We start from the raw sequence: 12,810 nt of genomic DNA, 5'->3' as shown, positions 1-12,810 counted from the left end.
CCGGCCATGCCCCGTCCCCTGCGTGTCGCCGTCATCGGCGGCGGGCCCGGCGGGCTCTACGCCGCGGCGCTCCTCAAGCGCCTCGATCCCGCCCGTGACATCACCGTCTGGGAGCGGGGCGCCCCCGACGACACCTTCGGCTTCGGCGTCGTCCTCTCCGACGAGACCCTCGGCGGCATCGAGCACGCCGACCCGGAGGTGTACCGGGCGCTCCAGGCGGAGTTCGTCCGCTGGGACGACATCGACATCGTCCACCGCCGCCGCACCCTCACCTCCGGCGGCCACGGCTTCGCCGCCCTCGGCCGCCGCCGGCTCCTGGAGATCCTCCACGAGCGCTGCGCCGGCCTCGGCGTACGCCTCCGCTTCCGCACCGAGGCGCCGCCCGCCGCCGAGCTGGCCACCGCGTACGACCTGGTCGTCGCCGCCGACGGCGTACACAGCCGGACCCGCGAGGCGCACGCCGACGTGTTCGCGCCCCGCCTCACCACCCACCGCTGCCGCTACATCTGGCTCGCCGCCGACTTCGCCTTCGACGCGTTCCGCTTCGAGATCGCGGAGACCGAACACGGCGTGATGCAGCTCCACGGCTACCCGTACGGGCCCGACGCCTCCACCGTCATCGTGGAAATGCGCGAAGAGGTGTGGCGGGCCGCCGGGTTCGACGAGCTGGACGAGCAGGAGTCCATCGCCCGCTGCGCCAAGATCTTCGCCGACGCGCTGCGGGGGCGGCCCCTGTCCTCGAACAACTCCACCTGGACCGCCTTTCGCACCGTCGTCAACGACCGCTGGTCGCACGGCGGCATCGTCCTCCTCGGCGACGCCGCCCACACCGCGCACTTCTCGATCGGCTCCGGCACCAAGCTCGCCGTCGAGGACGCCCTCGCGCTCGCCGCCTGCGTTGAGGAGCAGCCCACCCTGGACCGGGCGCTGGCCGCGTACGAGGCCGAACGCCGCCCCGTCGTGGAATCCACCCAGCGCGCGGCCGCCGCCAGCCTCCGCTGGTTCGAGGACCTCGCCGGATACCTGGACCAGCCGCCCCGCCAGTTCGCCTTCAACCTCCTCACCCGCAGCCGCCGCGTCACCCACGACAACCTGCGGCTGCGCGATTCGCGCTTCACCGACGCCGTCGAACGCGACTTCGGCTGCCCGCCCGGCACTCCGCCGATGTTCACCCCGTTCCGGCTGCGCGGGCTGACCCTGCGCAACCGCGTCGTCGTCTCACCCATGGACATGTACTCGGCCGTGGACGGCGTCCCCGGCGACTTCCACCTCGTCCACCTCGGCGCCCGCGCCCTCGGCGGCGCCGGGCTCGTCATGACCGAGATGGTCTGCGTCAGCGCCGAGGGCCGGATCACCCCCGGCTGCGCCGGGCTCTACACGCCCGGCCAGGCCGCCGCCTGGCGCCGCGTCACCGACTTCGTCCACCAGCAGTCACCCGGCACCGCCATCGGCGTCCAGCTCGGCCACTCCGGCCGCAAGGGCTCCACCAAACTCATGTGGGAGGGCATCGACCAGCCCCTCGACTCCGGCAACTGGCCGGTCGTGGCCGCCTCCCCGATCCCGTACCGCCCGGGCGTCAACCAGGTGCCGTACGAACTGCACCGGGCGGCGCTCACCGACATAAGGGAACAGTTCGCCGCCGCCGCCCGGCGGGCCGCCCGCGCCGGGTTCGACCTGCTCGAACTGCACTGCGCCCACGGCTATCTGCTCTCCGGCTTCCTCTCCCCGCTCACCAACCGGCGCACCGACGCCTACGGCGGCTCCCTGGAGCGGCGGCTGCGCTTCCCGCTGGAGGTCTTCGACGCCGTACGGGGGGTGTGGCCCGGCGAACGGCCCATGACCGTACGCATCTCGGCCACCGACTGGGCGCCCGGCGGCACCACGGCCGAGGAGGCCGTCGAGATCGCCCGCGCCTTCGTCGCCCACGGCGCCGACGCCATCGACGTCTCCACCGGCCAGGTCGTGCCCGACGAGCACCCCGAGTACGGCCGCTCGTACCAGACCCCGTACGCCGACCGTATCCGCAACGCCCTGAAGGTCCCCGTCATCACGGTCGGCGCGATCTCGTCCTGGGACGACGTCAACTCCCTGCTGCTGGCCGGGCGCGCCGACCTGTGCGCCCTGGCCCGCCCGCACCTGTACGACCCGCACTGGACCCTGCACGCCGCCGCCGACCAGGGCTACGAGGGCCCCGCCGCGCCCTGGCCCCTGCCGTACCGCGCCGGCAGCCGCACACCCCCGACGGGCCGCACCGACGCCCCCAAGCCCCGGCTCACGCTCACGCCCCGCGCCTGACCGCCCTGACGCCGCGCGCCTGGCCGCCCTGACGCCCCGCGTCTGACCGCGCTCACGCCCCGCGTCTGACCGCGCTCACGCCCCGCGTCTGACCGCGCTCACGCCGCGCGTCTGGCCGCGCTCACGCCCCGCGTCTGACGAACGCCTCGCCGGCGTCGCGCAGCAGCCCGTGCAGGCCGCCGAAGACGGCCGCGGCCCTGCCCCCGGGCCAGCCCGCCGGGAGCAGCTCGGCCGGCAGGCCCGGGTCCGCGTACGGCAGCCGCCGCCAGGAGTCCAGTGCCAGCAGGTAGTCCCGGTACGCCTCCTCGGGCGACGGCTGCCGCGTCGACCAGGCCCGCAGCACCGGCTCGTGGAGGTCGAGGAACTCCTCGTACAGCTTGGCGATCGCCGCCAGGTCCCACCACCGGCCCACCGCCTCCGCCGTGGGCGCGAAACCCAGGTGCTCCCCGCAGAAGAGGTCCACGTACGGGTCGAGCTGGAGCCGCTGGAGCGTGTGCCGGGTCTCCTGGTACAGCGCGGCCGGCGCGATCCACACCCCCGGTGCGGCCGTCCCGAAACCCAGCCGCCCCAGCCGCGAGCGCAGCAGATGCCGCTTGTGGCGCTCCGCCTCGGGCACCGAGAAGACGGCGAGCAGCCAGCCCTCGTCCTCGTGCGGCTCACCGGCCGCGTAGATCCGCCGGTCACCGTCGTCCAGGAGCTGGCGGGCGTCCGCCGACAGGGCGTACCCGGCCGCCCCCTCCGCCGTACGGCGCGGCTCCAGCAGGCCCCGGCGCTTGAGCCGCGACACGGAGGAGCGCACGGACGGCGCGTCCACGCCGAGCACCGCCAGCAGCCGGATGAGCTCGGCCACCGGAAGCGGGGCGTTGTCGGGCGTACGCCCGTACGCGCCGTACAGGGAGACGATCAGGGAACGCGGAGTGTGCTGCTCGGCCACGTGATCACTCTATGGCCGGTCCGCCCGCAGCCGGAACCGCTGGAGTTTGCCGGTGGCCGTGCGGGGGAGCGCGTCCAGGAAGACGATCCGGCGCGGGCACTTGTACGGGACGAGGCGCGCCTTCACGAACGCGCGCAGCGCCTGGGCCGTGGCGTCGTCGCGCGGAACGCCGTCGCGCAGCACCGCGTACGCCACCACCACCTGCCCGCGCAGCTCGTCCGGCCGGCCCACCACCGCCGCCTCCACCACATCCGGGTGGGCCAGCAGGGCGTCCTCCACCTGGGGGCCCGCTATGTTGTACCCCGCCGATATGATCATGTCGTCCGCGCGGGCGACATAGCGCAGGTAGCCGTCCGGTTCACGCACATAGGTGTCGCCCGTGATGTTCCAGCCGTGCCGTACGTACTCCCTCTGGCGGGGATCGGCCAGATAACGGCATCCCACCGGGCCCCGCACGGCCAAAAGCCCCTCCTGTCCGTCCGGGACCGGGTTCCCGGAACCGTCCACCACGCGCGCGTGCCACCCGGGAACCGGCAGCCCCGTCGTCCCCGGGCGGATCGCCTCGTCGGCGGCCGAGACGAAGATGTGCAGCAGTTCGGTGGCGCCGATGCCGTTGATGAGCCGCAGGCCGGTCCGGTCGTGCCAGGCGTGCCAGGTGGCGGCGGGCAGGTTCTCGCCGGCCGACACACAGCGGCGCAGCGAGGTGGTGTCGTACGAGTCGAGGTCCTGCAGCATCACCCGATAGGCGGTGGGCGCGGTGAACAGCACGCTCACCCGGTGCTCGGCGATCGCGGGCAGGAGCTGCTTCGGCCCGGCCTGTTCGAGCAGCAGCGACGAGGCGCCCGCCCGCATCGGGAAGATCAGCAGCCCGCCGAGCCCGAAGGTGAAGCCGAGTGGCGGACTGCCCGCGAAGAGGTCGTCCGGCCGGGGGCGCAGCACATGGGCGGAGAACGTGTCGGCGACCGCCAGCACATCCCGGTGAACGTGCATACAGCCCTTGGGCCGTCCGGTGGTCCCGGAGGTGAACGCGATCAGCGCGACATCGTCGGCGGCGGTGTCCACCGCTTCGTACGCCTCGGGGCGACGGGCCGCCAGCCGCAGCAGGTCGTCCGGCGCGTCACCGCCGTACGCCGTGATCCGCAGGCCCGGCACCTCCGCCTTCACCAGATCGTCCACCGCCCGGATGTCGCACAGGGCGTGGGAGACCCGGGCCATCTCGCACATGACGGCCAGCTCCTGCGCGCGCGCCTGCGCCAGTACGGTGACGGCGACCGCGCCCGCCTTCATCACCGCCAGCCAGCAGGCCGCCAGCCATGGTGTCGTGGGGCCGCGCAGCAGCACCCGGTTGCCGGGGGCGACGCCCAGGTCGCTGCTGAGCGCGTGCGCGATCCGGTCCACGCGGGTGCGCAGCTCGCCGTACGTCCAGGTGTGGCCGGCGCCGTCCCGGAAGACCGGCCGGTCCGCGCCGAATCGTTTCACCGTCCGGTCCAGCAGTTCCACTCCACAGTTGAGCCGGTCGGGGTAGCGCAGCTCGGGGAGGTCGAAGACGAGTTCCGGCCACTGCGCGCGCGGCGGCAGGTGGTCGCGGGCAAAGCTGTCGAGATGGGCCGAAGGCGTCAGCTCCATGGTTCGCCCCCTTGTCGTGGTGGGAACGCTCATCGAGCGTATCGTGATGGTGACGGCAGTCAACAGTGCGCGATAAACCCTGTCGGACGGATTCCCTGAGGGGGCACGAATGCCCGCATTCTCGCTCGATCCGGTGCAGACCGCATGGTGTGCGGAGCTGCGGGAGCTGGCCGCCGAACGCCTGCGCCCGCTCGCCGAGAAGGGTGAGCCCGGGCGCGTGAACCGCCCGCTCGTCGCCGCCCTGGCCGAACACGGCCTGATCGGACGCCTCTTCGAGGCCGGTGCCCTGGACCTGTGCCTGATGCGCGAATCGCTCGCCCGCGCCTGTACGGAGGCGGAAACGGCACTCGCCCTCCAGGGCCTGGGCGCCCACCCGGTCGCCGCATCGGGCACGCCCGAGCAGCGGGCGCGCTGGCTGCCGGAGGTGACGGCGGGCCGGGCGGTGGCCGCGTTCGCGCTCAGTGAGCCGGACGCGGGATCGGACGCGGCGGCACTCGCTCTGGACGCGGTGCCCGAGGGCGACGGCTGGCGGCTGTCCGGTGAGAAGCGCTGGATCTCCAACGCCCCGGAGGCCGACGTCTACACCGTCTTCGCCCGTACGACCCGGGGTGCCGGCGCGCGCGGCGTCACCGCCTTCCTCGTCCCCGCCGGCCGCCCCGGTCTGACCGGCAGCGCGCTCGACATGCTCTCCCCGCACCCCATCGGCAGCCTGCTCTTCGACGCCGTACCGGTCACGCGCGCGGACGTGATCGGCGAGGTGGACCGGGGTTTCCGCGTCGCCATGAACACCCTCAACCTCTTCCGCCCCAGCGTCGGCGCCTTCGCGGTGGGCATGGCGCAGGCCGCCCTGGACGCGACCGTCACCCACACGGCTGAACGGTCGGCCTTCGGCGGCGTACTGAAGGACCTTCAGGCGGTCTCCCACCAGGTCGCCGAGATGGCGACCCGCACCGAGGCCGCCCGCCTGCTCGTGTACGCGGCGGCCGCCGCGTACGACGCGGGCGACCCTGACGTGCCCAAACGCGCCGCCATGGCCAAGCTGCTGGCCACCGAGACTGCTCAGTACGTCGTCGACGCCGCCGTCCAGCTCCATGGCGCCCGCGCCCTGCGACGGGGCCACCTGCTGGAGCACCTGTACCGGGAGGTGCGGGCGCCCCGTATCTACGAGGGCGCGACGGAGGTCCAGCGCACGATCATCGCCAAGGAGCTGTACACCTCATGAGCCTGGAGCGCGTCAACCCCGCCGAACTCTCCCCGCCCACCGGCTTCTCCCACGCCGTCACCGCCACCGGCTCCCGCCTGGTCTTCCTGGCCGGGCAGACCGCCCTGGACGGTGAGGGCAGAGTGGTGGGCGAGACGCTGCCGGAGCAGTTCGAGGTGGCGCTCGGCAACCTGCTCGCCGCGCTGAAGGCGGCGGGCGGCACCGCCGCCGACCTCGCCCGCGTCACGGTGTACGCGACGGACGTCGCCGACTACCGGGCTCGCGCCGCCGAACTGGGCCGCGTCTGGCGCCGGTTGGCGGGGCGCGACTACCCGGCGATGGCGGTGATCGGGGTCACCCGGCTCTGGGACGAGCAGGCGATGGTGGAACTGGACGGGGTCGCGGTCCTGGACTGACGTCCCGGCTGATGGGGCGGGAGTACCAGTGCCAGTGGTGGCTGGCAGCCGCGTGGACCGGGCGGCCGGGCAACCGGGTGGGCCGGGTGGACGGGGTGAACTCGGGAGCGCGCGAGGGTTGTCAGTGCAATGTCACATTACTATGTTGCGCGTCACACGGCAGTGGCATGTGCTCATCAAAAGCCAGAGCGCAGAGCAGCCCCCGCCGTCCGCACCGCTGAACGGACCACTTCCCACCTCCACACAGGAGCCGCAGGTGTCCCAGCGATCCATGCGCAGTCCCGTACGCAGAGCCCTTCTCGCCGCCGTTGTCGCCGCCGCGACACTGCTCGGTGCGGGTGTCTGCACCGCGCCGTCCGCGGAGGCGCGCGCCCCGCGACCCGGCCCGGCCGCCGGCGACCACCACCCACACGACGAGGTCGAACGCCTCGCCACCGCGCCCCGGCCCACCCCGAAGCCCGCTCCGGCGCCCGGCGGGCGAACCGGCGCCCGGACGCCGGGGCCGCAGACACCGACGTACACATCGGCTGCCGCCCCGTGCGCACTCGATGAGGTGACCCGCCTCGCGCCCGAGCGACTGGCCGACTTCCTCGCCGACCCGGCCGTCACCGCCAACGGCTGTTTGCGCGGCCTCATCTGGGCCTGGGACGCCCGCCTCGCCCCCGTCATGTCCGACCGGCACGTCCAGGCCGTCTCCCGCCGCATATCCGCCCTCGCCGCCACCCACGACGGCAAGAACGGCAGCCACCTGCTGGAGATGCTCACCTACCTGCACGCGGTGGCGTACCACGATTTCTCACGCGGCGAGATCGACGTCACCGACCCGCCCACCACCGAGGCCATGCGCCGCGCCATCCACGCCTTCGGCACGGCGCGCCGCTCCTTCGACGCGACCCGCGCCAACGCCGAGTCCCTGCGCGAGGCGCTCTACGCGGGCAGCGCCAAGGGGCTGCGCCACTCCCAACTGGCACTGATCCGCAAGGTGCTGGCCACCATGGACCCGTACCACACCGTCACGTACAAGGACCCGGCCTGGGGCGGCGCCGCCCTTGCCGCGCTGTCCGTCAACTACCTGGGCGTCTACCCGGGCAACCGGGACACCGCCTTCCACACGCTCGTCGCGCGCAACGCTCCCTACCGCGACGCCTTCCGGAAGTTCTCCACGTACACCCATCTCAAGGGCACGCCCAACGAGTGGGTCGTGCGGGACGCCCTCGCCGAGTACGGCCGCTTCGGGCAGATCGCGGCCCTGACGTCCACGATCGTGCCCGACCTCGGGGCGCTCCTCGCGCCCGTCGTCCGCGACTTCGGGCGTGGCAGCGCGCCCTGGGCGCGGCTCGCCTCCTGGCTCAGCTTCTACGAGGCGTGCAAGCCGTACGCCGTCTGCAAGGAGGACATCGAGCGGGAGATCTTCCCTTACGCGTACCACTACGACAACGCGGCCATCAAGGTCCGCACCGGCCTGGACCGCGCCACCGTCGACCAGCTCTACTACGCGAGCAAGCAGGTCAAGGCGCAGTTCCACCGGGTGCTGGGCACGGACAGGCCGCTCGCGGGGGACACCAACACCACCCTGAACATCGTCCTGTACGCCTCCCGCGCGGACTACGAGAACTACCATCCGCTCCTGACCGGCATGGACACGGACAACGGCGGCATTTACATCGAGCGCGGCGCGACCTTCTACACGTACCAGCGCCGTGTCCCGCAGGACTCGTCCCTCACCTTGGAGGAGCTCTTCCGGCACGAGTATGTGCACTACCTCAACGGCCGGTTCGCCGTGCCGGGTTACTTCGGCGAGGGTCCCTGGTACCAGGGGGATCGCACCACGGGCATGGACGAGGGGACGGCCGAGTTCTTCGACGGCGCGACGCGCGACGACGGCGTCGCCGTCCGCAGGTCCCTCGTCAAGAGCGTCATCGCCGACACCGCGAACGGCCGGCCTCGCATGAGCGTGGACCGGTTGCTGCACGCGACGTACAAGGGTGACGGCTTCCGCTTCTACGCGTACGCGGGCACGTTCTTCACGTACCTGTGGAGCGAACGCCCCGCCCTGCTGCGGGAGATGTACCGGCACCTGCGCGCCGACGACCCGGCCGCCTTCGACGCCTGGCGCGACCGGCTGGGCCGGGACGCGGCGATCCAGCGGGCGTACGACACCTTCCTGGACGCGCAGATCGCCAAGGCCGACGAGCTGTTCGTCCCGAACACCCGGTACACGCCCAACGACGGGCTGCGGGACGCCACCGCCGAGGCCGTCCGCTCCTCCTTCGCGGCGGCGACCGGGGCGGCGCCGGTCTGCGCGGACAACGGCGACCCGGGCATGCGGCGGTTCGTGTGCACCGGCCGGGTCACCGCCCGGCTCACCGATGCCGGCAGCGCGGACCGGGTCTTCAAGGACATGTCGGAGACGGTCGACCACTTCCTCCTCGACCGGTCCGCCCCCGCCTCCACCAACCTCGCCGACATGAACTGCTCGTTCGGCGAGGTGGAGATCTGGTCCGACGGGCGGGGCGGGACCTCGGACTATGTGTGCGAGGGGCCGCTCAGGACCTGAACCGGCCCCGGCGGCACGGGGTTTGCCCCGTCCGGCTGTCTGTACAGGCGCAGTAACATGTGAAATGTTACTGCGGTGCCCACGAGACACATGAGTCATGTGCCGGACGCTGTGATCATCGGCGCCGGAGTCGTCGGAGCGGCCTGCGCCTACTACGCGAGCCGCGCCGGCCTCGACGTCGCCGTCATCGACCGCGGTCCCGTCGCGGGCGGCACCACAGGTGCCGGAGAAGGCAACCTGCTCGTCTCCGACAAGGAGGCGGGCCCCGAGCTCGACCTCGCGCTGCTGTCCATCCGACTGTGGCGCGAACTCGCCGACGTCCTCCCACCGGAGACCGAGTACGAGCCCAAGGGCGGTCTCGTCGTCGCACCCGACGAGACCGCCCTCACCGCGCTCCGCGCCTTCGCCGAGGCGCAGCGCCAGGCGGGCGTCGAGGCGTACGAGGCGGACGCCGACCGCCTCCGCGACCTCGAACCGCGCCTCGCGCCCGGCCTCGCCGGAGGCTTCCACTACCCCCAGGACGCCCAGATCCAGCCCGCCATGGCCGCCGCCCACCTCCTGCGCGCCTCCGGGGCGGACGTCAGGCCGGGTGAGGAGGTCACGGGCGTGCTCACGGACCGGCAGGGCGCCGTCCGGGGCGTCCGCACCACACGCGGCGACCTCCACGCCCCCGCCGTCGTCAACGCCACCGGCACGTGGGGCGGCCGCATCGCCGAACTGGCCGGAGTCCACCTGCCGGTGCTGCCCCGGCGTGGCTTCGTCCTCGTCACCGAACCACTGCCGCCGGGCTTGGTGCGCCACAAGGTGTACGCGGCCGACTACATCGCCGACGTCGCGAACGGCTCGGCGGCGCTCCAGTCCTCCGCCGTCGTGGAAGGCACCCCCGCCGGGCCGGTCCTGATCGGCGCGACCCGCGAGCGCGTCGGCTTCGACCGCACACTGTCGACGGCGGCCCTGCGGCGGCTGGCCGCCCAGGCCACCGCCCTCTTCCCGGTACTGGGCGGGGTCCGCGCGATCCGCGCGTACCACGGCTTCCGCCCCTACCTGCCCGACCACCTCCCGGCCATCGGCCCCGACCCGCGCGTGCCCGGCCTGCACCACGCCTGCGGCCACGAGGGCGCGGGCATCGGCCTCGCCCCGGCGACCGGCCTGCTCGCGGCGGCCGCGCTGTGCGGCGGGCGACCCGCCCTGGATGTGCGGCCGTTCCGCCCCGACCGCTTCCCCGAGCAGAAAGGACCCGCCGCGTGAAACCCGCGCCGTTCAGCCTCACCTTCGACGGGCGCCGCCTCACCGCCCTGCCGGGCCAGTCCATCGCCGCCGCCCTCTGGTCCGCCGGCATCCTCGCCTGGCGCACCACGCGGCACGGCGGCGCCCCGCGCGGCGCGTTCTGCGGGATGGGCACCTGCTACGACTGCCTGGCCACCGTCAACGGCCGCCCCAACCAGCGCGCCTGCCTCCTGCCCGCCCGCCCCGGCGACACGGTCACGACCCAGGAAGGCACCGGCCATGACGGCTGACCTCGCCGTCGTCGGCGCCGGGCCCGCCGGGCTCGCCGCCGCCGTCACCGCCGCCGGACGCGGGCTGGACGTCACGCTCCTGGACGCGGCCGAAAGGCCCGGCGGCCAGATCCACCGGCACCCGGCCCGCGGCCCCGTCCCGCGTCCCGTCCGGCGCCTGACGCGGCGGCTGCGCGGCGTCACCCACCTGCCGGCCCACCACGTCTGGACCGTCGTACGGGACGGCGACACCTGGCTCCTCCACTGCGTCGCGGGCCCCGACGAAGCCCCCGCCACCGTCAGGGCCCGTGCCGTGCTCCTCGCCACCGGCGCGTACGAACGCCAACTCCCCTTCCCCGGCTGGACGCTCCCCGGCGTCGTCGGGGCGGGCGGCGCCCAAGCGATGCTCAAGGGCGGGCTCGCCCTCCCCGGCCGCCGCGTCGTCGTCGCGGGCAGCGGGCCCCTGCTGCTCGCCGTCGCCACCACGCTCGCCGCCGCCGGTGCCCGCGTGCCCGCCCTGGTCGAGGCGGCCGACTACACCGCGTACGCCCGCCGCCTCCCCGCCCTGGTCCGCAACCCGGGCAAGCTCGCCCAGGGCGCCCTGCACGGCGGCTCCCTCCTGCGGCACACCACCCGCCTGCTGACCCGGCACGCGGTCACCGCCGCCCACGGCACGCGGCGCGTCGAAGCCGTGACCGTCGCGCGGCTGGACGCCGACTGGCGCCCCGTCCCCGGCACCGGCCGCCGCGTCCCCTGCGACGTCCTCGCGGTCGGCCACGGCCTGGTACCGCAGCTGGAACTCGCCACCGGCCTGGGCTGCGCCACCCGCCGCACGCCCGACGGCACGCCCGCCGTGGCGGTGGACGGCCGGCAGCGCACCTCCGTGCCCGGCATCTGGGCCGCGGGCGAGACGTGCGGCGTCGGCGGCGCCGAACTGGCCCGTACGGAGGGCGAGATCGCGGCCCTGTGCGTGGCCGGAGACGCGAGCGCCGCCCTCGCGCGCCGCCGCGCCCGCCTGCGGGCCTTCGCCGACGCGATGGCCGCCGCCCACCGCCCGCGCCCCGGCTGGACCGACTGGCTGGACGACGCCACCGAGGTGTGCCGCTGCGAGGAGGTCACCGCCGGCCGCGTCCGGCACGCCGTGGCCGAACTGGGCGCCCTCGACGCCCGCACCGTGAAGCTGCTCACCCGCGCCGGAATGGGCTGGTGCCAAGGGCGCGTGTGCGGGCAGGCCGTCGCCCGCCTCGCGGGGGAGGACCCCGCCCCCGACCGGCGCCCACTGTCCTGTCCCGTACCGCTGAGTCAGCTGGCACACCTCCCAGAAGCAGGACCAGAAGCAGGACCAGCACCCGAAGCACCAGCACCCGAAGCACCAGGAGCCGAATGATGGACCACCGCACCTCTCCCTGGCACGGCATCATGGTCGCCACCGCGCTCCCGCTGCGCGATGACCTCTCCATCGACTACGACGCCTACGCCCAGCACGTCGCCCATCTCATCGCCCAGGGCTGCGACGGCGTCGTCCCCAACGGCTCGCTGGGCGAGTACCAGACGCTCACCGACGACGAACGGGCCCGGGTCGTGCGCGTCGCCGTCGAAGCGGCCGGGGACGGGGCGCGCGTCATGCCGGGCGTCGCCGCCTACGGCAGCGCCGAAGCCCGCCGCTGGGCCGACCAGGCCGCCGAGGCGGGCGCCGGATCGGTTCTGCTGCTGCCGCCCAACGCGTACCGCGCCGACGCCGCCTCCGTACGCGCCCACTACGCCGAGGTGGCACGCGCCGGCCTTCCCGTCGTCGCGTACAACAACCCCTACGACACCAAGGTCGACCTGACCCCGCCGCTGCTCGCGCAGTTGCACGGCGAGGGCGGCATCGTCGCCGTCAAGGAGTTCAGCGGCGATGTGCGCCGTGCGTACGAGATCGCCGAACTGGCCCCCGGTCTCGACCTGTTGATCGGGGCCGATGACGTCCTGCTGGAGCTGGCCCTGGCCGGTGCCGTCGGCTGGATCGCCGGCTACCCCAACGCCCTGCCCGCCGCGTCCGTCGCCCTCTACCGGGCCGCCGTCGCCCGTGATCTGGACACCGCCCTGCCGCTCTACCGGGCCCTGCACCCGCTGCTGCGCTGGGACTCCAAGCCGGAGTTCGTCCAGGCGATCAAGCTCTCCATGGACCTCGCCGGCCACCACGGCGGCCCCGTCCGGCCGCCGCGCACCCCCCCGACCGGTGAGCAGTACGCGGCCGTGCGCGCCGCCACCGAGAAGGCGCTCGCGGAAGGACTGGCCTAGCC

At 73.9% G+C, this 12,810-nt stretch carries 10 protein-coding genes; 8 read left to right on the top strand and 2 right to left on the bottom strand.

The features are described from left to right. The first annotated feature begins 6 nt into the window (after positions 1-6). Positions 7-2,295: a bifunctional salicylyl-CoA 5-hydroxylase/oxidoreductase gene (locus tag QWM81_RS00525; RefSeq protein ID WP_290109329.1), complete on the top strand. Its 2,289-nt coding sequence runs from the start codon at positions 7-9 to the stop codon at positions 2,293-2,295. A gap of 121 nt (positions 2,296-2,416) precedes the next feature. Here QWM81_RS00525 and QWM81_RS00520 read toward each other — a convergent pair whose 3' ends face one another. Continuing rightward, a complete protein-coding gene (locus QWM81_RS00520) occupies positions 2,417-3,229 on the bottom strand; it encodes a PaaX family transcriptional regulator (protein ID WP_290109328.1) in 813 nt (270 codons plus the stop codon). Positions 3,230-3,238: 9 nt separating this feature from the next. Then, complete coding sequence (locus QWM81_RS00515) at positions 3,239-4,855, bottom strand: AMP-binding protein (protein WP_290109327.1); 1,617 nt, start codon at positions 4,853-4,855, stop codon at positions 3,239-3,241. 109 nt (positions 4,856-4,964) lie between these two features. Between QWM81_RS00515 and QWM81_RS00510 the strand changes: the two genes are divergently transcribed. From QWM81_RS00510 to QWM81_RS00480, 7 genes are all read left to right on the top strand, one after another. Continuing rightward, the gene (locus QWM81_RS00510) at positions 4,965-6,077 is read left to right on the top strand and encodes an acyl-CoA dehydrogenase family protein (protein WP_290109326.1); all 1,113 of its coding nucleotides are present in this window, start codon (positions 4,965-4,967) and stop codon (positions 6,075-6,077) included. Continuing rightward, a complete protein-coding gene (locus QWM81_RS00505; protein WP_290109325.1) occupies positions 6,074-6,472 on the top strand; it encodes a RidA family protein in 399 nt (132 codons plus the stop codon). The genes QWM81_RS00510 and QWM81_RS00505 overlap by 4 nt, the downstream gene beginning before the upstream one ends. A gap of 271 nt (positions 6,473-6,743) precedes the next feature. Then, on the top strand, positions 6,744-9,029 hold the full coding sequence (locus QWM81_RS00500; RefSeq protein ID WP_290109530.1) for a collagenase: 2,286 nt from the start codon (positions 6,744-6,746) through the stop codon (positions 9,027-9,029). A 90-nt stretch (positions 9,030-9,119) separates the two neighbouring features. Further along, entirely contained in the window at positions 9,120-10,277 is a 1,158-nt protein-coding gene (locus QWM81_RS00495; protein WP_290109324.1) for an NAD(P)/FAD-dependent oxidoreductase, read from the top strand. After that, on the top strand, positions 10,274-10,546 hold the full coding sequence (locus tag QWM81_RS00490) for a (2Fe-2S)-binding protein (protein WP_290109323.1): 273 nt from the start codon (positions 10,274-10,276) through the stop codon (positions 10,544-10,546). The genes QWM81_RS00495 and QWM81_RS00490 overlap by 4 nt, the downstream gene beginning before the upstream one ends. Further along, positions 10,536-11,912, top strand: coding sequence for an FAD-dependent oxidoreductase (locus QWM81_RS00485; protein ID WP_290109322.1), 1,377 nt, complete (start codon positions 10,536-10,538; stop codon positions 11,910-11,912). The genes QWM81_RS00490 and QWM81_RS00485 overlap by 11 nt, the downstream gene beginning before the upstream one ends. Then, on the top strand, positions 11,912-12,808 hold the full coding sequence (locus tag QWM81_RS00480; RefSeq protein WP_290109321.1) for a dihydrodipicolinate synthase family protein: 897 nt from the start codon (positions 11,912-11,914) through the stop codon (positions 12,806-12,808). Before QWM81_RS00485 ends, QWM81_RS00480 begins: the two co-directional genes overlap by 1 nt. The last annotated feature ends 2 nt before the right edge of the window (positions 12,809-12,810 follow it).

Origin of the sequence: Streptomyces ficellus (assembly GCF_030406405.1) — a bacterium.
In the GTDB taxonomy this organism is placed as follows: Bacteria; Actinomycetota; Actinomycetes; order Streptomycetales; family Streptomycetaceae; genus Streptomyces; species Streptomyces ficellus_B.
This window is presented reverse-complemented; position numbering and strand designations above follow the sequence as displayed.